Origin of the sequence: Parabacteroides sp. Marseille-P3160 (genome assembly GCF_900162725.1) — a bacterium.
In the GTDB taxonomy this organism is placed as follows: domain Bacteria; phylum Bacteroidota; class Bacteroidia; order Bacteroidales; family Tannerellaceae; genus Marseille-P3160.
In genome coordinates this window covers 283,029-306,155 of sequence record NZ_LT799418.1, presented here as the reverse complement: position 1 = coordinate 306,155, position 23,127 = coordinate 283,029, and the positions used below count along the sequence as shown (strand labels likewise).

General features: G+C 39.0%; 16 protein-coding genes and 1 pseudogene. 16 read left to right on the top strand and 1 reads right to left on the bottom strand.

Annotation, left to right across the window (positions count from 1 at the left end):
• Nucleotides 1-88: 88 nt before the first annotated feature.
• From BQ8014_RS01305 to BQ8014_RS19835, 15 genes and pseudogenes are all read left to right on the top strand, one after another.
• Nucleotides 89-4,141 (top strand): hybrid sensor histidine kinase/response regulator transcription factor, encoded by a 4,053-nt coding sequence (locus tag BQ8014_RS01305; protein WP_234997954.1) that lies wholly within the window; start codon nucleotides 89-91, stop codon nucleotides 4,139-4,141.
• A 164-nt stretch (nucleotides 4,142-4,305) separates the two neighbouring features.
• A complete protein-coding gene (locus BQ8014_RS01300) occupies nucleotides 4,306-7,410 on the top strand; it encodes a SusC/RagA family TonB-linked outer membrane protein (RefSeq protein ID WP_080902773.1) in 3,105 nt (1,034 codons plus the stop codon).
• Nucleotides 7,411-7,430: 20 nt separating this feature from the next.
• Nucleotides 7,431-9,029 carry a RagB/SusD family nutrient uptake outer membrane protein gene (locus BQ8014_RS01295; protein ID WP_080902772.1) on the top strand — a complete coding sequence of 533 codons (1,599 nt, stop codon included), beginning with the start codon at nucleotides 7,431-7,433 and terminating at the stop codon, nucleotides 9,027-9,029.
• Between the two features lie 162 nt (nucleotides 9,030-9,191).
• Nucleotides 9,192-11,564 (top strand): glycoside hydrolase family 3 C-terminal domain-containing protein, encoded by a 2,373-nt coding sequence (locus tag BQ8014_RS01290; RefSeq protein WP_080902771.1) that lies wholly within the window; start codon nucleotides 9,192-9,194, stop codon nucleotides 11,562-11,564.
• Nucleotides 11,554-12,006 (top strand): hypothetical protein, encoded by a 453-nt coding sequence (locus BQ8014_RS01285; RefSeq protein WP_080902770.1) that lies wholly within the window; start codon nucleotides 11,554-11,556, stop codon nucleotides 12,004-12,006. The genes BQ8014_RS01290 and BQ8014_RS01285 overlap by 11 nt, the downstream gene beginning before the upstream one ends.
• Nucleotides 12,007-12,093: 87 nt before the next feature.
• A complete protein-coding gene (locus tag BQ8014_RS01280; protein WP_234998099.1) occupies nucleotides 12,094-13,182 on the top strand; it encodes a glycoside hydrolase family 88/105 protein in 1,089 nt (362 codons plus the stop codon).
• 147 nt (nucleotides 13,183-13,329) lie between these two features.
• The gene (locus BQ8014_RS19985; RefSeq protein ID WP_369808772.1) at nucleotides 13,330-13,494 is read left to right on the top strand and encodes a GNAT family N-acetyltransferase; all 165 of its coding nucleotides are present in this window, start codon (nucleotides 13,330-13,332) and stop codon (nucleotides 13,492-13,494) included.
• Between the two features lie 566 nt (nucleotides 13,495-14,060).
• Nucleotides 14,061-14,165 (top strand): annotated as a pseudogene (locus tag BQ8014_RS19980) (cytochrome C biogenesis protein CycH); the annotation flags it as partial.
• 4 nt (nucleotides 14,166-14,169) lie between these two features.
• Nucleotides 14,170-15,330, top strand: a complete 1,161-nt coding sequence (locus BQ8014_RS01265; protein ID WP_080902768.1) for a hypothetical protein — start codon at nucleotides 14,170-14,172, stop codon at nucleotides 15,328-15,330.
• 237 nt (nucleotides 15,331-15,567) lie between these two features.
• Entirely contained in the window at nucleotides 15,568-16,143 is a 576-nt protein-coding gene (locus tag BQ8014_RS01260) for a Crp/Fnr family transcriptional regulator (protein ID WP_080902767.1), read from the top strand.
• Nucleotides 16,144-16,223: 80 nt separating this feature from the next.
• Nucleotides 16,224-17,012, top strand: a complete 789-nt coding sequence (locus tag BQ8014_RS01255; RefSeq protein WP_139785047.1) for a hypothetical protein — start codon at nucleotides 16,224-16,226, stop codon at nucleotides 17,010-17,012.
• 407 nt (nucleotides 17,013-17,419) lie between these two features.
• Entirely contained in the window at nucleotides 17,420-18,229 is an 810-nt protein-coding gene (locus BQ8014_RS01250) for a GNAT family N-acetyltransferase (RefSeq protein WP_087880531.1), read from the top strand.
• Between the two features lie 2 nt (nucleotides 18,230-18,231).
• Entirely contained in the window at nucleotides 18,232-18,672 is a 441-nt protein-coding gene (locus BQ8014_RS01245) for a GNAT family N-acetyltransferase (protein WP_080902764.1), read from the top strand.
• A gap of 272 nt (nucleotides 18,673-18,944) precedes the next feature.
• Nucleotides 18,945-19,133 carry a DUF1016 N-terminal domain-containing protein gene (locus BQ8014_RS19840; RefSeq protein WP_369808771.1) on the top strand — a complete coding sequence of 63 codons (189 nt, stop codon included), beginning with the start codon at nucleotides 18,945-18,947 and terminating at the stop codon, nucleotides 19,131-19,133.
• Between the two features lie 2 nt (nucleotides 19,134-19,135).
• Nucleotides 19,136-19,576 (top strand): PDDEXK nuclease domain-containing protein, encoded by a 441-nt coding sequence (locus tag BQ8014_RS19835; RefSeq protein ID WP_255376287.1) that lies wholly within the window; start codon nucleotides 19,136-19,138, stop codon nucleotides 19,574-19,576.
• Between the two features lie 280 nt (nucleotides 19,577-19,856).
• Here BQ8014_RS19835 and BQ8014_RS01230 read toward each other — a convergent pair whose 3' ends face one another.
• Nucleotides 19,857-20,858, bottom strand: a complete 1,002-nt coding sequence (locus tag BQ8014_RS01230) for a helix-turn-helix domain-containing protein (RefSeq protein ID WP_080902762.1) — start codon at nucleotides 20,856-20,858, stop codon at nucleotides 19,857-19,859.
• 104 nt (nucleotides 20,859-20,962) lie between these two features.
• Here BQ8014_RS01230 and BQ8014_RS01225 point away from each other — a divergent pair, with 104 nt between their 5' ends.
• Nucleotides 20,963-23,122 (top strand): TonB-dependent receptor plug domain-containing protein, encoded by a 2,160-nt coding sequence (locus tag BQ8014_RS01225; protein WP_080902761.1) that lies wholly within the window; start codon nucleotides 20,963-20,965, stop codon nucleotides 23,120-23,122.
• Nucleotides 23,123-23,127: the final 5 nt, after the last annotated feature.

Sequence of the window (23,127 nt, the reverse complement as noted above, 5' to 3'; positions counted from 1 at the left end):
AATCGTCTCTATTTCTTTATTTTTGCCAGGTAGTATTTTCTTAACAAGATCTTTTAGCAAATGTAACTGCAAATAAGTGAAGAGAAAATTGAAAATAATCATCTGGATATGTTTCCTCCTGTCGTATGGCTTACCGATGCGAGGAGCAACCGACCTCTTCTTTTCACATTTAGGCGTGGAAGACGGATTGTCACAACTTTCCGTGTTACATATTTTTCAGGATTCCGATGGTTATATCTGGTTCGCCACACGCAACGGAGCCAATCGGTATGACGGATACGAGTTTGTAATATACCAGAATGAGGTGAATAATAGTGCCTCGTTAAGTGATAATTATATCCGCCGGTTTACCGAAGACAAACAAAAAAATATTTGGGTGGCGACTTCCAACGGAATCAATTGCATTGACTATAAAAGTAAGGAGGTAACTCGTTTTTACCCTCAATTAATAGATCGGGAATCAACGAACAATGTTATTTATACCTTTTTGAAGCAGGCCGACGGAACGATCTATGCCTTTAACAGCCGTTGGATTTTTCGTTGTAATCCGAATCAAACGGTCGAAAGGATCTGGACGGATGTTCCAATTGAATCTCCGGTCTACTCCGCCGCCCAGGATGAAAAGGGAGATATCTATTTAGGAACGGAGAAGGCGGGGTTATATGTGTTCTCGAAAGATTGGAAGCTGAAGATGCATATTCTTCCGGGGGAAGAGGAAAATACGCTTCCGAAAAGCATGATCTCCACAATCCTCCCTAATGGAAACGGTTTGATATGGATCGGAACGGAGGAAGAAGGAATTTGCCTTTATGACAGGAAGAAGCAGACCTTTACCCGTCTGAATAAGAAGAACTCCGGGCTTAGCAGCAATGGGATAAGAGCTATGATTCCTTACCGGAAAAACACCATTCTGGTCGGTACCTTCGGAGGATTGAATAGTATTGACACCCAAACCCATACAGTTACGCTCGTAGATGGCGGTATGTCGGGAGATGGAGGACTTAGCCATTTTTCTATTCATAGTTTGTTGATGGATAAAGATCATGGACTATGGGTAGGAACCTATTATGGAGTAAATTACCATAGTCCCTATTACAGACCGGCAAAACTGATTACTCCACAGAAATATACCAAGGTCATAGGAAAGGGCGGGGAAGATGCCAATGGAAATATGTGGTTCGCAACCGAGGGGGCGGGCTTGTTTTTTTATGATCCGCAAACCGGACAACAGGAATTGTATCCCATCAAATCGCAAGGAAAAGGAAATTATGAAATGAATATTATTAAATCCGTGCTTATAAAAGGCGATTCGATTCTTTGTTCCACTCATTTTGGCACGGTTTATCTCTTTTCAATCCGGACGAAACGATATAGATTATTATACGATTTCGAATACAATGATATCTGTTCCCTGTATATGGATCGTGAGGGATGTTTATGGATACCGACGAACAGTTCGATGGGCTTAGTGATGGAACACGGAGGTAAGATACAGAATACATTTGAAATGAACGGCGCCACCCGCTCATTTCGAGGCATTACTACGATTCTCGAATTGAAACCGGATCTGTTTTTGTTCGGGACCTTATCCGACAGCCTTTATTTGTATGATCGGGGAAAAAAAACAGTCTTGGAGTTTTCTTCGCGTTTATATAAACGAAATAAAAGTGAGAGACTGGGGGTAATCACAGGTTTATTGAAGGATCAAGACCAGCAGGTCTGGATTTTCACGAGTAAAAACGGAATTTTCCGTATGGATGACAACCTTCGCATGATCAAGCATTATCATAAAGAAGATGGCATCACAGAGAGCCTGATAAGTTCTGTTACGCTTGATAAAAAAGGGGATTTATGGGTCACTGCCGGTTGTCTTTTGTATAAACTGGATAAGAAACAAGACCGTTTTATTTCGATAAAAACAGTGGAGATTCCTCGTTTGGAATTTACCTTATATAGCGGCAATAATGTGGGATCCGACGGTACCATTTATTTCCCTGGAGATAAGGGGATTCTTGCTTTCAATCCGGGACAGAAAGTATTAAATCCAGCTTTGCCGGCGGTCTATGTCACCTCTTTGATGATTAATAATAAAGAAGAAATGCTTGGATTGTCCGACAAGCAACGTCTAACCTTGAAATCCAGTCAGAATAACCTGATTATTAAATATACCGGTATTAATTTCATCCACTCCGAAATAAACCAGTACACCTATAAACTGGAAGGGGCGGATCTCAATTGGCATCCGGTAGGAAGCCGGCGTGAGGCGTATTATAATAATCTGGCTCCCGGTTCATATATTTTCCATTTGAAGGCTGCAAACAATGATGGAGTGTGGAATCCAAAGGAAACGGTTTTATATATTATTATAAATCCTCCGTTTTATAAAACCTGGTGGGCCTATCTTTTGTATATATCCATATTCTTCTTTATTGTGGCCGGTGTTATCAGGCAACAGTGGAAAAAAAACGAACGCGAACATGAAATCCGTTTCAAGCAGATGGAACAGGAAAAATTGAATGAGTTACATGAGGAAAGAATGCGGATGTTCACCAATTTCTCGCATGAATTAAGAACCCCTTTAACTCTTATTATCAATCCATTAAATGATTTAATGCAACATCTCTCTTTTTCTCCTGAAGTCAAAAAGACCTTGCAATTGATGCGGAAAAACACCGGACGTATGCTTTTATTGGTAAACAATCTAATGGATATACAAAAATATGGGGCCGGAAAGACGGATTTGCAAAAGACTCGTTTCGACTTTTCTTCCTTCATACGGGAAATCTATCATTCTTTTGAAAGCATAGCAAATAACCGTGAGATAATATTTCGGTTGAAAAACGAATTGCCGGCTATCTATTATGTACGATATGATGAAAGGGAAATTGAAAAAGCTTTTTTCAACCTGCTTTCCAATGCCTTTAAATATACTCCGTCCGGCGGAAATGTAACCTTGCGTGTCAAAAGCATTCCTCAATCTTCAATCGAAATGCTTCCCCGGTTTCCTTTACGACAAAAACAAACATTGGTGGAGATTAATTATTTATTGGTGGAGGTACTGGATACGGGGAAAGGATTTAACAGTAAAGATACGGAGAAAATTTTCGAACCGTTTTATCATTCTCAGGAAGATATTCACCAGGAGATTTCCGGTAGCGGCATTGGATTGAGCTTAACGCATTCGATCATTCTCCAACATAACGGGTATATATGGATGGAAAGTGAAGAGGGAAAAGGCTCCCGTTTCATGTTTCTCCTTCCGGATACAGAGACGCAGGAGGTGGAAGTGGAAACGGCACCTCTATCCCCCCATCAAACTGAAATAAGCCAAAAGGTGAATCTACTGATCAAAGAATCCGAGATGCAGGACAAGCCGCTTATTATGCTGGTAGATGATAACCGTGAAGTACTGCAATATTTAGAAGAACAGTTAGGCATGGATTACATGATTGTCAAGGCCTCCGATGGGAAAGAAGCCTTACAGAAAATCAAGGAATCATCCCCGCATATAGTCGTCAGTGATGTCATGATGCCGGAGATGAACGGGATCGAGCTTTGCCGGCGCATAAAGGAAGATCCGACAACCTGTCAAATCCCGGTGGTTTTGTTAACCGCTAAATATATGGCCTTGCAAATAGAAGAAGGTCTGGATGCAGGCGCGGACGATTACATTGTCAAACCTTTCCAGCTTTCGATTCTGAAAGCGCGTATCCGCAACCTTTTGTCTTTGCGACAGAAATTGAAAGTTGTTTATGAAGAAGGCCACCTTTCATCAGAGCAATTAGGATTGCCTGACTCGGCCGACGGAGACGAATTTCTTAAGAATTATATCGACATCATAAAAGCGAATCTGTCCAATCCGGAATTAGACATTGTCGCCATCTATGAATCTTTAGGCATGAGCCGCACCAGTTTTTACCGCAAAGTAAAAGCAATAACGGGTTTGTCTCCGATTGACCTTATTAAAAGCATCCGTCTTGAAGCCGGCGCCAGATTACTTCGGGAGTCGCGCATGAATATTTCGGAGATTGCCCAACAAGTAGGTTTCAGTAGCCGTTCCTATTTCGCCCGGAATTTTAAAGAGGCCTATGGTCTTTCTCCGACCGAGTATCAGGATGCATATCATCCCCCCCATTCGTAAATCAAAATTTCAAGTAATTGATCATTTTTATCAAAATGAGATATTTTTATCTTCATTTGGGATTATTTTGCTCGTTTTACAGGCCTTTATTTCATTTTTTTGACACAAAAAACAGTTTAGCTTGATTAGAATTATTTTTTTAATGTTTTAATGTGCGATAAATTATGAGAGACTTTAACAGAAAACGATGCGGTGATTTGCCTCCTGCAGAAAAGGCAAAGCGGAAGGATAAGCATCCTTTTGGATTATTCTTTATTTTAATGGCGTTTATATCTTCTATCCAGATATATGCGCAGAATGTAAAAATTAGCGGTACGGTACTATCGGATGCCGATAAATATCCGATTATCGGAGCTAACGTACTGGTAAAAGGAACTACTATAGGTACTTTTACAGATGCAGATGGAAATTTCTCTATTGAAGCACCGTCAAATGCGACACTGATTGTTTCTTATGTAGGCTATTTGTCGCAAGAGATTAAAATCTCCGGAGCAAAAACGTTAACGGTTACGTTGAAAGAAAGCGCGGTTGGACTGGATGATGTTGTTGTGGTCGGTTACGGTTCGCAGCGCAAATCGGATTTGACCGGTGGTATTACAGCCATTGGGGAGGACAAGTTGCAGATGGTTTCTACCAATAACCTGTTGGATCGGTTGGCCGGACAAATCCCGGGCATGAATGTAACGACAGGGAATGCAAAGCCGGGTGAAGATCAAACATTACGTATCCGGGGTGAAAATTCTTTGTCCGCAGATAACTCCCCGTTAATTGTAATGGATGGTATTCCGTACAGCGGGTCTTTAGGTGATATCGATCCCAATATTATCGAGAATATTTCGGTTCTAAAAGATGCCTCCTCCGCCGCAATCTACGGTTCACGTGGAGCAAACGGCGTTATCCTGATCCAAACCAGGAAAGGTAAAAAGGGAACTCCGACCGTTACCTACAAAGGACAAATCGGGATGCAGCAGGCCCAACGTCGTATTAATATGATGAAGGGAGAAGAATATGTGAAATATACACAGGATTACAACCGGATGAAATACGGCTATACAGGTGACCAGTTGGATCCAAGTGAACTTTTGAATCCGAGTGAACGTCCCAATTATCAGAACGGAATCGAAACGGACTGGCAGGATATTATGTTCCGGAACGCTTTGACCACCGACCATCAAATTACGATTTCGGGCGGAACGGATGCGACGACCTATATGGCTTCCCTCTCTCATTTACAGGAAGACGGAGTAATGGTCAATACGGGATTGAAACGCACCAACCTTGCACTGAATATTACACAGGTCTTCAATAAATGGTTAACCATCGGTATGGGGACCCAAGCTGTCCAAAAAGATTTCGGAGGAATACAGCCGGGACTCGAAGCAGGTTTGAAAATGAGTCCGTATGGTATTTATAAGGATGCAGACGGTCGCTATGTCGATTATCCGATGGACCAGACGCTCTTTCCAAATCCGATGGCGGATGTCAATGCGACAGATGACAAAACGAACCGGAATGTGTTTATCTCTACCTTTGCGGAAGTACAGTTTCCGATTGACGGCTTGTCTTTCCGTACTAATTTCGGTTATAACTACCGCAGTGAATTTGAAGGGGCTTATTACGGAAGAAATACGCTTACCGGCAAGAAGGTAAACGGATATGCCTCCATTTCGAATGTCCATTATTATGATTATACCTGGGAAAATTTATTGAAGTATAATAAAACGTTCGGCAAACATAAGATTGATGCGACGGCATTATTCAGTATGCAGCAAACAAGCAGGCAGGAGTCTAAAGAATCAGGAGAAAGCTTTGTAAACGACGATTCGGAATATCATAACATGGCCGGCGCAGAGAAAAACAAAATAATCACTTCTCAACTGACCGAAACGGCGATGCTCTCTTATATGTTGCGTTTGAATTACTCATATGCCAATAAGTATTTGCTAACACTTACAGGACGTTCGGACGGCTATTCAGCTTTCGGAGAAAACAATAAATATGCTCTCTTTCCTTCTGTCGCAGGTGCCTGGAATATTTCTTCCGAAGATTTTATGGAGAGTAGCTCAGACTGGATGGATCAGTTAAAGTTCCGGTTATCCTGGGGCTCCAACGGGAACCAGGCAATCTCTCCTTACCAGACCTTGGACCGCTTGAGCCTGACGACTTATATATGGGGGGATAATGGCACGACTGTCAATGGAGCGTATCTTCCTACCAACGGAGTCGGAAACCCTAATTTGAAATGGGAGACTTCAAAAACCGTCAATGTTGGTATTGACTTCAGCCTTTTCAACCGGCGCCTTTCCGGTAGTATTGATCTTTATCTTGTTAAAACGAGTGATTTGCTGATGAGCCGTACGGTTCCTTATATGAATGGATATAAATCCATTATGGACAACATCGGAAAGACGGAAAACAAAGGAATCGAAATCTCATTGAATTCGATCAATATGCAGAATGAATCGTTTACCTGGACGTCAAATCTTAATTTTTCATTGAACCGGGATAAAATTGTCGATCTTCGTGGAGACGGGAAAGACGATATTACCAACAAATGGTTTATCGGGGAGCCTTTGCGTGTTTTTTATGATTATAACGTAATCGGAACATGGCAAGAGGACGAAACTTATTATGACAAGAAAACCGGCCATACGATCAGCTGGGATGCAACCAATGGAAAATACCTGAATGAAAACGGGGTGGAATACCAAAAGGGAGCAATTCCTGGTTCTGCCAAATTGCAGGATAACGACGGAGACGGTGTCATTTCTTCCAGTGATAAAAAGATCATTGGTTCAAAATTGCCGAGTTTCCTTCTTTCGTTGGGAAACCGGCTCGATTATAAAAATCTTTATTTCTCTTTTGTGCTGAATGGCGTGTTCGGACAGACAAAAGAACTGCACGATTATAACTTTGATCGTTGGATGCCGACATTCAATTACATAAGCGGCATGGATTACTGGACTCCGGAAAATCCGACCAATGAAATGACTTCCCCCGTCTATATTCCTTATGATAAACATTCGTTTTACAAAAAGGCAAATTATGTACAGGTCAAGAACATCACATTAGGCTATACTTTTACCAAAACGGTACTCCAGGCGGTAGGTATCAGTTCGCTTGGTGTAAATGTGAGTGTAAATAACCTTTATACGTTTAGTAATATTAAGAATGCTTTGAATCTGGAAGATAATAATGCAAATCGGAATATACTGGTAACCTATCCTACGGCACGTTCTTACATGCTCGGTTTAAATCTTACCTTCTAACATTATAATAGTAACTAAAGATGAAAAAAATAATATTACCTGCCATTGCCGCATGTTTATTGGCGGTATGTTCCGGATGTTCCGGATTTCTGGATGAAAAATTAAAAAGTTCATTGGCTCCAGATAATACTTATACGAGTTCATATGGATTCGAAGTTGGAGTGACCGGATTATACGGCTGGGCTCGCTCCGAGTTTAACACGTGGGGAGATGCTACCACGACCCAAGGACAGGCTTGCCCCTATGAAGCCTTCCAAGTTGCAACCGATATTGTCTACACCGGGCATAAGGACGGGTCGTTGGTTCCGTTCGAAAATCTATCCTACACCGCTTCGACTACCTTCGTTACATCTTACTGGAACTGGGCTTATGGCCTCATTGCCTCTGCCAATGAAATTTTGGAATACTCGGAGGGAAATGTAAATTGGGATACCTCTACAGACAAGGCTTATTATCAGGCTGTCGCCCGTTTCTTCCGTGCTTATGCCTATCGTTATCTGGTTTATTTGTATGGAGATATACCTTATGTAGATAAGATAGAGAAAAATTTCCGTGTAGATTTTACCCGTACGCCGAAAGCGGAAGTATTGAGTAAGATGATTGAAGATTTACAATTTGCGATAGACAATTTGCCGGTAGATCCGGATAAGGTGAAAGTCGGGCAGTTGACCAAATGGGCAGCACAGCATTTATTGTCGGAGGTCTATTTGATGTCCGGTGAGTATGCCAAGGCGGAGACGGCTGCTTTGACCGTCATCAATAGCGGATATTTCCACCTGATGACTTCCCGTTTCGGTGTTGACAAAGATCAGGAGGGAGATTCGTTTTCGGATATGTTTAAGGAGTATAACCAGAACCGGACTTCCGGAAATATGGAAAGTATCTGGGTCATGCAGCTTGAATACAATACAACCGGTGGCGGTGGTGAATATGAAGATTGGACAAGAAGAGCATGGCTACCCAAATATTATAATGAAGATGGGTTTGTGTTGGCTGACTCTTTGGGCGGACGCGGATTGGCGCAGATCGTCCCGTTTAAATGGTGGATAGAAAGCGCTGATTTCTTTGCGAAATCCGATATCCGGAATTCGGAGTATAATATCAAGAGAAACTGGTACTATAATAATGTAAACTCCAACAAATATGGGAAGAAAGCCGAATTCACGGATGAAACATGGGCTAAATGTACCTTATTCCCTGCAGTCACAAAATTTTTCTATGGGAAACCGGATAATTTGAGTTATGCAGGAAGCAACAAGGATCGTATGAAATTCCGCTTGGCGGAAACCTATTTGTTGCTGGCTGAAGCCCGTCTGGATCAGAATAATCCGCAAGGAGCAGCCGAAGCAATTAATGTAGTGCGCAGACGTGCGGGGGCTCCGGAGATCACGGCGAACCAAGCTACGATAGATTTCTTGCTGGATGAACGGATCCGTGAATTGGTCGGAGAAGAACTCCGTCGTTTTACTTTAGTCCGTACCGGGAAGTTAGTTGAACGTACCAAAAAATACAATTCTTATAGCAGCAGCATGGATGAGCACAATACTTTGTGGCCGATCCCTCAAACCATTATAGACTCTAATACGGGTGCTGACTTCCCTCAGAATCCCGGTTATTAATATTATAAAAAAAAGAGGCTGTCTAAAAAGCACTGTGCATCCTGAAAATCCGGTGCACTCAATGAATTGATCCGGTGCACTCATTTATAAAATTCAGTGCACCGGATTTTTTCCGTACAAGTCACAACTTTTTGGACAGCCCCTTTTATCAAAATTTATTTTATGACAATTCGTATGATGATAGGTACAGCGCTGATCATAGCCTGTCCCGGTTTATTAAATGCACAAAAACAATCATCCGCCATCTATCATAAAGGGTGGATCGACTTTAATAAGAATGGAAGAAAAGATCTTTATGAAGATCCTGCCCAACCGATAAACAAGCGGGTGGATGACCTTCTTCGTCAGATGACTCTGGAGGAAAAGACTTGCCAATTAGCAACCCTCTACGGATATGGAGCGGTTAGCAACGATTCGCTGCCGACCCCCGAATGGAAAGAACGGGTATGGAAAGATGGCATTGGAAACGTAGATGAACAATTAAACGGCGAATGGAAGAGGACAACTTGGGAGTATCCCTATTCGAATCATCCTGTAGCTATGAATAAAATACAAGCCTTCTTTGTAGAAGAAACCCGCCTGGGGATTCCTGTGGATATGACAAACGAAGGGATCCGAGGATTGAAACATGAGAAAGCAACCTTTTTCCCGGCGCAAATCGGCCAGGGTAGTACCTGGGATAAAGAACTGATACGGAAGATCGGTGAAATCACCGGACAAGAAGCAAAAGCCTTGGGGTATACCAATGTCTATTCTCCCGTCTTAGATATCGCCCGTGATCCGCGCTGGGGGCGTACGGTGGAAAGTTACGGGGAGGATCCTTATCTGGCTGGCGAACTCGGCCGCCAGCAGGTGCTGGGTATACAAAGCCAGCAGGTGGTTTCTACTCCCAAACATTTTGCCATATATAGCGTACCAGCCGGAGGACGCGACGGATGGTGCCGGACAGATCCGCATGCTACGCCGCAGGAGGTACATGAATTACATCTCGAGCCTTTCCGCATTGCATTTCAGGAAGCGGGTGCATTGGGTACCATGTGTGCCATGAATGATTATAGCGGTATTCCTGTTTGTTCGAATCCTTATTTCCTGACGGAGCTTATGCGTAAGCAATGGGGCTTTAAGGGATATGTCGTTTCCGATAGTTGGGAAAAGGAGCAGAACATGGTGTTCTATCATATTGCCGGAACGGTTGAGGAGGCTATCTCCAAAGAAATCAATGCGGGAATAAATATCCGTACCTATTTCCAATATCCCGAAGATTTTATCGTACCGCTTCGGAGCGCCATCCAACAGGGATTGATTACGGAGAGTACGTTGAATCAGAGAGTCAGCGATGTCTTATATGTGAAATTCTGGTTAGGCCTGTTTGATAATCCGTATGTGAAAAATCCCGGAGAAGCAGACCGGATCGTCAACAATGATACACACCGTTCCGTCGCTTTGCGTTCGGCGCGCGAGTCGATCGTATTATTAAAAAATGAGAATCAGATACTTCCATTGTCAAAGGAAAAAATAAAGAAGATTGCAGTTATAGGACCGAATGCCGATGAAACAAAATCCCTCACTTCACGCTACGGTCCTCATGATCCGGACGTGATCACCGGATTGCAAGGCCTGAAAGAATTAGTGGGCGACCAGTGTGAAATTCTATATGCCAAAGGATGTAATGTACGTGATTCTCATTTTCCAGAAAGTGACGTCATGTATTTCGAAATGAATGATAAGGAAAAGAGTGAAATAGAGGAAGCGGTAGACATCGCCCGGAAAGCAGATGTCGCCATTCTGTTTGTGGGAGACGATGATCGAACGATCGGCGAATCGCGCAGCCGCCTGAATCTGGATTTTTCTGGACGCCAGAAAGAACTGATCCGTGCGGTTAATGCTACCGGTACTCCTGTTGTGCTCGTCTTATTTAACGGTCGTCCTATAACTATTAATTGGGAAGACAAGCACATTCCTTGTATCATAGAGGCCTGGTTTCCAGGAGAGTTTTCCGGGAAAGCGGTTGCCGAAGTTTTATTTGGTGAATATAATCCGGGAGGAAAATTATCTGTGACCTTCCCAAAATCAGTAGGACAGATCCCCTGGGCTTTTCCCTTTAAACCGAATTCCACAGGAAAGGGATTTGCAACAGTGTCCGGCGAACTCTATCCTTTTGGTTACGGACTAAGCTATACCTCTTTTGAGATAACTGCGTTAAAAACCGATCGGAGTAAAATCTCCGATGGAGATACACTCTTGGTTTCCTGTACAGTCAGGAATACCGGAAACAGGAAAGGCGATGAAGTGGTGCAACTTTATCTGAACGATGAAGTTTCATCCATATCCCGTTATGAAAAGGAGCTTTGCGGATTCGAACGTGTTACCTTGGAACCGGGTGAAGAAAAAAAGGTGTATTTTAAGGTGAACCGCAGGTCTTATGGAATGTATAATGCAGATAACGTATTTGTTACCGAGCCAGGAAAGTTTACACTCTTTGTAGGAAATTCTTCTCAATCGCTTCCCCTAAAAACGGATTTCTATGTGGAATAAAATACGATTCATCTTAATCTTTTGCCTTTTCCTGCAAATAGGATTTGCTCAGGAATGGCTGGGGCAATCTCGCAAACAAATCCTTTCCGGTATCGAACGGAAGGTGCAGCAGGCGGAGATTTTGCCCGATACGGATTCCCTCCTGAAAATCAACTGTCAGGAAGAAGACGAAAGATGCCGCAAATTCCAGGTATCCTATATCTTTACCTTTGATAGTGACCGATGCATCTCTTATAGGCGGATCTTGCCCTTACATAACTATTGGGCAACGACCTTTCAGGAGCTTGTCTCCCAACAGGAAGCCAAAGGTTCCGGGGAAACACTGGATGTAGACGGCGAAATGCTTTTGACGGATTATGCCTTTGAGGCATATACGTTGCATCTCTCCATTGAAGCGAATCATTTGAACGCTTTGTTTAAAATAAAAGATCAACATAGATAGAATAACAATATGAAACGGAACATGAAACTTACTTGCCTGAACTTGTTTTTTTGCGCTTTCCTTTTTTCCGCCGATCCCATGCCGCTGATGGCGGCATCTGCCGGATCAGCCCTCGAGCCGGTTGCCACCGACTATTGGAGTCTCCAGGAGGTAAGGAACATCTCACGAAAGGTTGCCGACTGGCAAATCAAAGAATTCCCGCAAGATAAATATGCCGTGGAAGAGCCCAAAGGATGGATTGCCGGAGCTTTCTATATGGGTTTATTCGATTGGGCGGAGCTAGACGAAGATGATGCTTACTTTGATTGGCTGAAAAAACTATTCGGACGTCAACAATGGCAGGTAGCGGAAAGAATGTATCATGCGGATGACATTTGCATAGCGCAAGTCTATCTGGACATGTATGAAAAGTATAAGAACGAATGGATGCTTCAGCCTACTTTAGCCCGTACGGAATGGGTGATAAACCATCCTTCGAACGGAAGCATGGACTTGGATTACAAAGAAGCAAGTACGATTGAGCGTTGGAGCTGGTGCGATGCACTCTTTATGGCTCCAGGAGTCTATACCCGCCTATATACGTTGACCAACAACCGGAAATATATGCATTTTGCAGACAATGAGTTCCGTGCTACCTACCATCATCTTTACGACAAGAAAGAACATCTTTTCTACCGGGACAGCCGTTATTTCAGCCAGAAAGAGGCAAACGGGAAAAAAGTTTTCTGGGGACGAGGCAACGGATGGGTGATCGGAGGCCTGGCTGAGATACTCAAAACATTGCCTGCAGAAGATAAGGAATACCGCCCTTTTTATGCAAGTGTTTTCGTTGAATTTTGTGATCGTTTGGCCGGACTGCAGGGTAAGGATGGATACTGGCATGCCAGCCTGCTGGATCCCGAAAGTTATCCGTCGCCCGAAACGAGTGCAACAGGTTTTATTGTTTATGGCTTGGCATACGGGATCAATCAGGGACACCTGCCGGCCGACAAATATCTGCCGATTGTTAAAAAAGGATGGAAAGCCTTAGTGGAGGCAGTGGATGCAGATGGAAAACTGGGTTGGGTACAACCGGTAGGGGCAGATCCTAAAAAAGTAACTTATGATATGACCGAACTGTATGGAACGGGAGCTTTTCTCATGGCAGCCTGTGAGATCTATAAACTGTGTAAATAGCGGATTGGCATCAGATAAAAAACAAAGCTTTTAGAATGTAATCCAGAGAGTTTCGCGAATATTAATTAATTTTGTTATGATAAAACGAAGAAACATTTTCTGTTATTACTATTTATGTTCTTTAGAGTGTATCTGTAATTATCACGAATGCATTCATTTTACCAACGGAATATAAAATGCTGGGTTTATGAAGAAGACAAAAAAGTTGTTGGCCTATTAGGATTTAGGATTTGTGAGAATATAGAAGAAAACAGTCGGTTCGGGGAGATTTCTTTGATAGTCGTAGACCCCGCTCATCTATTGTATAATTGAAAACTTTCGTAATTCTTTCGTTTGTATATTTATCCCAAGCTGCAAATACAAGTAAATGTGAACAATCGATAATTTGACTTTGATTAAAAGCAATATCCTTTATTTTTTCTAATAGGGCTTTATCGGAAATTACAATAATTTTTATATGGCTGTAATCCTGCTGCAGAAGGAGCTAAAAACTTACACCTAAATATAAATCCTCTCTATAATCCAAGATGATTCCAATCTTTTGGGAACGATTTGGGAACAAATCTCCAAAATAAAAAGCCTAATTAATTGATATTCAATTAGGCTTTCATTTTAATTGTACCCAGAGACGATACATAACCTATCAAATAAAAACAATTAAATATTTATATATCAATAATTCTTTACAAGAAGAACTGAACGAAGTCTCAACTGTCGCAAAATTTGTGACAGTTCAACAAGAAGGCAAAAGACAAGTTGAATGTTATAATCTCGATATGGTTATATCTGTGGGATATAGAGTAAAGCATCCAATTCCGTATATGGGAAAATAAGGTATTAAAAGAATATCTTGTAAAAGGATTTGTAGTCAATCAGAAAATAATACCTTAGCAGCTCTTATATTGATGATTGCAGAAAGCCGAACAGAAGAAAAAGATGTGATGGTTAAAGTGATTGTGAATTTGATAAATAGAAATAATTGATAATATGAGGGGAGTAAATTACTATATTTTATTTTTATGGGTGGCATTGGTGCTCTCTGCCACAAATATTACAGGAATATTTGCCCAACAGAGAACATTGGATGTCAACTTTCTGAAAGACGGAAAACTGTGTAATGAAACAATTCTGTTAGATTTTATAAACGAACAAGGCAACATAGTATCTCCTTATATCGAGTCAGTTAGGTTCTCCATTTTAGACTCCACAAACTATATTGATAATAATCCCGATAGAAAACAAGTATACTCAACTCCTGTTAAATTAGATTTCAAGAAAGAAATAGAGCCATATTCTCCTGAATATTATACAGCTTACACAGTATACAATATCAATAAAACTATCGAATATTACAATTCTTTATTCCATAACAAGATAGATTTTAACTCACAAAAGGAATATAAAAACATTGAAATTACACTTGGAGATATTCCTTTTCTTACATCTCCTAAAACATATATATTCGAGGAAAATTCCAATCCTTCGCCCTCTCTTTTTTTTCATGAAATAGGACATCGGGCTTTTTGGCTGCTCGAAGATAGTTTAGGAATAAAATTTAAGGGTTTATCGTACGTACATATGGGTCTATTAGAGTACTTTACTGTCTCTCTAAATAATTCACCTATTGTAGGAGAAGATGCTCTGCCCTCGAAAATGATACGGAATGCCTCGTGGATATATGGTTACCCACCAGCCGACTCTTTAAATATCGAGAATATGCTAAAACTTTTGAAAGATTCGTATCCGCATAAAATTGATGATAAAGAAAGCAATATCGCCAAATATTATAATGTAGCAAGCAATAGCTATAAAGACTATTATCAGAGGTTAGACAATCACAGAGGAGGAATGATTATCGCAGGTACGCTTTGGAGAATCAGACAAAAACTAGGCCAGAATATTGTAGATAAATTAGTAGTTGAAACGACCTTGAATCTAAATGCATACATGAACCAACGGGAGCAGTTTTACAACATTGTTGGTAAAACAGAAAATCTTCCCGATAAAATTGAATGGTACGATATTTATTATGGACTATTACAAAAAGATAAAGAGTTGAATGAATCCAAAGGACAAAAAATAATAACGGAAGAATTTATCAGAACAGGGTTTAATGTAGATAAAGTGCATATCATTGATGATAAATAAGTATTCACAGACAAGAAAATAGCTATTCATCCTAATAATAGACATGAAAAACTTGGGGGTTAAATTAATGAATTCAGCACCTGAACATGTTAAAGAATTAGGCGGAAAAAGATATCCATTGAGATTATAAATACAAACTAGCGTAAAAAATGATATAAAACAATTTGACCATCTGTCTTTTGATGTGGTGTATGTTATATGGAGAAAGTTACATAATCAGTAATAATAATTTCGCACATGCTTATTTTGAACAAATATCTTGAACTCGACGGTATTGCCCAACTAACAAAATTCTTTTTGGAAGAAGGAAAAATAAGAAAGTATAGAAAGAATGATTTTTTTATCCAAAAAGGTCAGAAGAGTAAATTTGTCGGTTTTGTTATAGAAGGATCTTTTCGTTATTTGAATTATACATCAGAAGGAAAGGAACAAATTGTCGGTTATAGTTTTGAAAATGATTTTGTAACTGACTACGGATCTTTTCAGAACCAAACAAATTCAGTTGTTGATATACAAACAATTAAAGATAGCACAATCTACATCATTACTTATAAAGAATTAAACAACTATTATAGTAATTGTAAAGCTAATGATTTTCGGACTAAGGTAGCTGAAACATATCTTACTGATGTATATGACAGACTACTTTCTTTATATTGTGATACGCCTCAAGAGCGCTATATTAAACTGATACATCGCTATCCTGATATTTTGCGTCAGGTCAGTTTAAAGGAAATAGCGTCATTTATAAAAATTACCCCTGAAACTCTAAGCCGAATACGAAAAAAGATATCATCAACAAGTAATCCTTGATTTGGATCAAGGATTTTTTTGTCCGGCTTATTACCTTTGTAAAATTAATATAATATTAGTACCACATAAGTTCAATAAAGATGAAACTCAAAACAATTCAATGGACGCTTTTCATCCTGTTTTCTACTTTTGGTTGGATGTCGTGTGATAAGGATACTAACGAACCTTTATCCTTACACGAAGTGGAGAATAATACCATTCAACTACACTATGGCTCAAAGGGGGGCATTACTATTATAGGAGGAGATGGGATTTACTCTTTTTCCTGCGAGTCGCCTTTGTTAAAAGCGGAGATGACCTACAACAATTACATTTTATTTGAACCATTAGGCGTAGGAGATGCTACCGTTACGATTAAAGATTCATCCGGAGAGTCTTATGTTCTGAATGTAACCATAGCTTATAAAACTGAAAATATTATTGTCTCAAAATTGGATGCTACAGTTGTTGGCGATGCTATGACCGTCGCAGAACAAAAAGAACTGAAAGCAAAAGCGCTTGCAACAATCCCTGTAAAAATTGGTGGTGGTTACAAGTTTGTATATACCGAAGGAGAAGAACAGGATGAGACGGAAGGGGTTGTTTTTATTTATCCTGAAAAGTATGATCAGGATGGTATAAAAGGTACTTTTGAGCGAGTGATTGTCAGGTATGATGATGAAAGTTATTTCTATACTAGCTACACCTTGCATTACAACGATATCAACCGTACATTTATTTTCATGAAATATAGTGAACCGACCGTCGAATCGTTACCATATATGGCTGTTCAGTTTGCCGAAGATCTTAAAGATCAATACAAAACAGATTATCCGAATGTCGAACAGGTCTATACCTCACAGGTGATAGGTGACATGACCATAGAGTAATATTAATCCTTGATTTAAATCAAGAATAGAGTTGTTTTTTTATATCTATCTTTGTTTCATTAGTTTTCAAAAGAATATGTTTTGAAACATCATTTATATAAACGATTACATGCTGACAAACCCATAACCAAACAGATATTGGATATATCGTTTCCTGAATCGTATCATCTCAACATTGTAGAATCAATGCGCATTGTTTCGGAAGGACAAAAAATGCAAGATATCAGGGTAAATGACGCAATAAACTATCTCATGTCGTAAAACAACGAGATGGATGGAAAATCTCTTACCGGTATAAAGCCGAAGGTTATACGGTGTTTGACAAAGGAGCAAAAGCCGGAAATTGGGTTTCATATATTATTCATAAAGCTTTGCCAAAATTCAATATATAATACAAATCGATGTATATGATACAAAAAGCTACAATTCAGGATTTGAATGCTATCCAGAAAATTGTCTATGAAACAATATCTGAGATATATCCTAATTATTACCCTCAGGAAGTTGTTGAATTCTTCCTGAACCATCACAACGAAGAGAATATAGTTCATGATTTGGAAAATGGAGATGTATATTTACTCTCCAATGATGATGAACACATCGGTACAGGAACAATAGTCGAAAATTGTATGAATCGGGTTTTCGTCCTTCCGCAATATCAGGGAAAGGGATATGGAACGCAAATAATGGATTTTTTAGAAGAAAAGATATCGGAAAAACATAATAGCATTTCCCTGGATTCTTCTCTCCCTGCATTTAATATTTACATAAAAAGAGGATATAAGCCAATTGAGTATTATGAAAATTCTGTTGAAAATGGAAAGGTTCTATGCTATCAGGTAATGACAAAAGATATTGAATCTGATAATAATTCAGATTTTAATCTGAATGATCGGATATTCGTTTCTACTTCCAAGACAGAGAATGGAGAAGTTTCAAATGAGACTTGCTTCAAGTTTCACCAGAAAGGGCAATCCATATGGGGTTCATATTCGGGAGGTGATATCGAAAGAGGTACATTAATCGGTAAATTTATTGAATCCGACCAGATCTATTTTACTTATCAACATCTGAATACAAATGGTGATATCCGAATCGGCGAATGTAAAAGTAGGTTGGAAAAGCTTCCGGATACCGGATTACGCATATACAAATCATGGAAATGGCTTAATGGAAATATGTCGTATGGAGAATCTATAATAGAAGAATTAATTTAGATATGGAAATTAATATAAAACTATCTCAAGAAGAAGATTTTGACCAAATATTTGAATTGCTGAAACAACTTTGGCCAAATCAGTCATTAGATAAATTAGCAATGGAACAAATTTATTTAAAAGGACTTAGATCTAACAACCAGACTTATTTAGTTGCAGCCACTAAGGATAACAAAATTATCGGCTTCGTATCTTTATATATAAAGAATAATCTATGGCAATGTGGTAATTTGTCCCATATTGACGAACTTATAGTTGATCAGGATTATAGGAAAAAAGGCATAGCCACCCTTTTATTGAATAAAATAATTGTAGAAGCTAAGAAAAATGATTGTAAAAGAGTGGAATTAGATTCTGCATTTCATAGAGAAGCAGCCCATGAGTTTTATAAAAGAAAAGGCTTTGAAAATAGAGCATATCTTTTTTCAAAGAACATAACTTAAAACTTTATTATAGATACAATTATAATCCGGGATACTATCCTAAATGCTTCTGATAACAAATTCAAACGATAGTTGATATCTAACACTCTTATTTTATTGATAATTATATTTTAAGGATCAATTCCAAAATCCGGTTAGAAGCAAAAAAAGATTCGGATTTACGCTAAATTATTGAGTATACTTCAATTGATCCATCCAGTGCACTTAATTTTGTTCACTCTAAATATCGCATATACACGGAAACCGCGGATGCGGAGTGGTTAAGTGAAATATTGCAGAACCTTGCATCAACATTAGAAGTTGAATTTGGAAGAGGATTTTCTTATAGACAATTAGCCTTTTGCCGTCAATTTTACAGAACATATACGAAAGAGGATGCGTCAAAAGTCATCGCTTATCAACTAAAAAAATTGATAACTATGAATGAACGCAGCCATAACTATGAACGAACGCAATCATAACTATGAATGTGCACATTCATAGTTATGAATTTTTGCAGGATTTCCTTTTGATACCGCCTCCATTCAATTGGTCACAGTATCGTCTTCTAATACAGATTGACAATGAAGATAAGCGGGAATATTATGCATTAGAAGCAGCCAATAATAATTGGACTGGCAGAGAGTTAGAACGCCGGATAAATTCGGGCTTATACGAAAGATTATTGTTAAGCAATGACAAAGAAGCAGTTTGGGCTGTAGTACGCAAACAAAGGATTCCGGAACAACCTTCTGAGATAATTAAAGACCCGATAGTGTTGGAGTTCTTAGGTCTGAAGGGTGATGCCTCTTACTGTGAAAAAGATTTAGAAAGTGCATTAATAACGTATTTACAATCGTTTTTATTAGAACATGGCAATGGCTTTTCATTTGTAGCTAGAAAGAGCAGGACAAATACCAACTGACTATTGACGGAGGAGATGACACGAATTGGTGCAGAAAAAAATATAGGGAATCTCTGGAAGCTTTAGGAATAAAAGCAAGGCACAAACTGGAAACAAGTAAAAAACAAAGCTTTTAGAGTGTAATTCAGTGTGTTTTGCAAATATTAATTAATTTGATCTGCGATAAAACGAAGAGTACAAGTATGTCATAAAGCAGGAAACCTTGCACCTCAAGGAGTTAATAGAAAATGTAATTTTACTTATGAGGGTAATTTACGTGATTTCTATTCTTATGAGAGAATCATTTTTTTAAATCACTGGGTAGATATCCGAATTTTCGTTTAAATGCAGCTGTAAAATGTGCTGGATTTTTATATCCTACCATGAATGCAATTTCAGAGATTGTAAGTTTTCCGTCCAGAATAAGAGTTTTACTACGCTCCATTCGTTCATCAAACAAGTATTTAAATACCGTTGTCCCAAAAACTTCCTTAAATCCTTTCTTTAATTTAAAATCATTGATTCCCGAAAGTCGGGCCAACTCGATCAAGGAACAAGGATCGTCAATTCTTTTGATGATGATCTCTCTTGCATTGTGTATTTTATTTATATCTTCCTGCGACAAAGTTGAAATGGTTAAGGCATATTGTGACATTTCTTTTACCTGCAAAACGACGAGTAAAATCAAATCATTGATTTGAGATTCAATGGAAACTTTTCGTAATACTCCTGATAGTTTCTGTGATGGGTCAATTAATTCTTTAAGAATGTGTCTCATCTGTAAACTGATGGTTGAGTTATTGATAAAAACAGCATTTTCTTTTTTCTGCAGTTTCTCGCCAAACTCTCCCAATACACTAAGGTCATTATTTAGTAATCTTTTCAAAAAAGGGATCGACAATTCGATTTCAAGACAGCGTCTAATTCCTTTTTCAGGGAAGAAAGAAAGCGTTCCGTCCAATTCCTTAAAATAAAAAAAGCTATATCGTCCATTAAGGGTTTCTAAGCAATCACCATTCTTTTGTATATAATGTTTATGACCTTCTAATTCAAAACCAATCTCCAGATGCTCTCCATCTTGCTTGATCTCCATTTCTATCGGTTCTTTGTGTTTAACATCAACGTAATCGATAGATATTCCATTTATTTTTATTTTTCTGAGTGTCCCGGATATGTAATTATAGTCTAAAGAACTGTCACACTCAATAAAAGAATCCTCTATGTGTTCTTTTATATTATAGCTGGCCGGAATATCTTCTGCTAAATACTGGTCGATATCTTTAAAACTATATTTCCGTTTCATTACTTCATTTATATTTATGCAAATATAGAAAATCCGTTTCACGTTGTTGATAATCCCTTAGATGATATTCGGGTGCTATTGCCTCGGCTATTTTTGTAAAAAAAATGGGAATGAGGTTTCTTTTATCAGTTTTGTTTTTGCTCGTTATAAGTCATGGTTTTGCTCAAAATGATACAATAAAAAATATAAATCTGAAAGAAGTATTAGTAACAGGTGCTTCTAAATCAAAAATAATAGAACAACAAGCCATTAAAACAACAGTTGTCGATGTAAAATCTGTCAGTGCGCAAACGGCTAATCTATCGGAACTCATGAATCGGACAGTAGGGTTAAGGGTACGACAAACAGGAGGACTGGGGTCCAGTGTAAATTTAATGATGAATGGATTTGAAGGGAAAGCGATCAAATACTTTAAGGATGGCATTCCGATGGATTATTTGGGATCTGCTTTCAGCTTTTCTATTGTACCTATAAACCAAATTGACCGGATTGAAGTTTATAAGGGAGTTTTACCTACAGCTTTGGGTGCTGACGCATTAGGTGGAGGCGTGAATATAGTAACGAAACAGAGTGTCACTCGCCGGAATTTAGATGCGTCTTACCAATATGGTTCTTTTAACACACATCGTGTATCTTTGCTGACTTCAGCAACAGATGCTTCTGGTAAATTTTTCATTGGTGGAGATTTCTTTTATAATCATTCCGATAATGATTATGAGGTATCTGTGCCGATCGTTGATTCTGAAACAGCTGTGAGCCATCGCGAAAAATTACCTTTATTCCATAATCGCTTTACAAATATATATGGAGAGCTATTTGGGGGTGTCCGTAATCAGAAATGGGCAGATGAACTACGTTTCGGATTAACGTATTTCAATATAGATCGGGATAATAATTATGGAGTGACAATGGATACGCCTTTTGGTAAAGTTGTTAGTGGTGCTCATTCCGTAATTCCGACTATAAGATATCAAAAGAAACTATTTGATAATCGGCTTAAGCTTGATCAGTTCCTTGTATATAATACTTTGTATACAAATTATACCGATACAATAAAAGGGGTCTATGATTGGTATGGCAATTTCACTTCTGTTCCTTCGCGAAATGGAGAAGCAACTAATGATGGAAGTTTGACAAAGCTTCAATATGAGAACTTTATCTCTCGTTCAAATGCCTCTTTTCGTTTACATCCTTCTCATGAGGCGGAATTGAATGTTGTTTATTCGAAAATTACTCGTACCGGATCCAATCCGTTTGGCGATACTTATCCTCAATCTGGAGAGGATGTATTGTCTACTCCTGCCAAATACGAAAAACTTGTATTGGCCTTAGGCTTGAAATCATTTTTCATGGAGGGAAAGTTAACAAACAATCTTTTATTTAAATATTTTAAAGCAAAGGGCAAGGGGTATAGTGGTTCTTATGCTTCGGAAGAAGAAGGTTGGGATAAGCAGTCTACAGACCGTTTTGGTGTAGGTGAAGCTATAAAATATTCCTTTTCCGAATATTCATTTATCCGCATGTCCACAGAGTCAACGGTTCGTCTTCCCGAACAATCCGATTTTTTTGGTGATGGTTCATTCATTGCATCAAATTTTTTACTTAAACCCGAACGTAGTTACAACCTTAATTTAGGAGCGTATTATTCAACACCGTCTTCTCTTACGGCAGATTTGAATTTATTTTATCGACGGACATACGATCTGATTCTTCTGATTAATACCGGAATTCTAGGGAAATACCAGAATGTAAATAAAGTAAAAGGACTCGGGATGGAGTTTGATATTGCATATACTTTTTTCCGTCGATTAAAGATAAACGGTAATTTCACTTATCAGGATTTTCGCCTTTTTGGACAATCGGATGCTGCTTATGAAGATGCACGCCTTCGCAACACTCCTTATTTCTTTGCAAACATAGGAGCTAATATTCTATTCAACAATGTAATACGAAAACAAGACCAGCTTTCTATTTATTGGAATTACGGTTTTGTGCGTGAATATTACTTGAATTATATCCCCAAAGAATATGAACCCGATGGATTTCTAGGTTTATGGGGAAAACCGGGTGTGAATGTAGATGCGTTAATCATTCCTAATCAAAACTTGCACAGTGTAGGATGTACCTGGCAACTGAATCCAGCCGGAACTTTAGCTCTTAGTTTAGAAATGAAAAATATTTTTGACGCTGCTGTATTTGACAATTACCGCATTCAAAATGCAGGGCGCAGCGCTCATGTAAAAATAAGCTTTGCTATTAATTAACATAT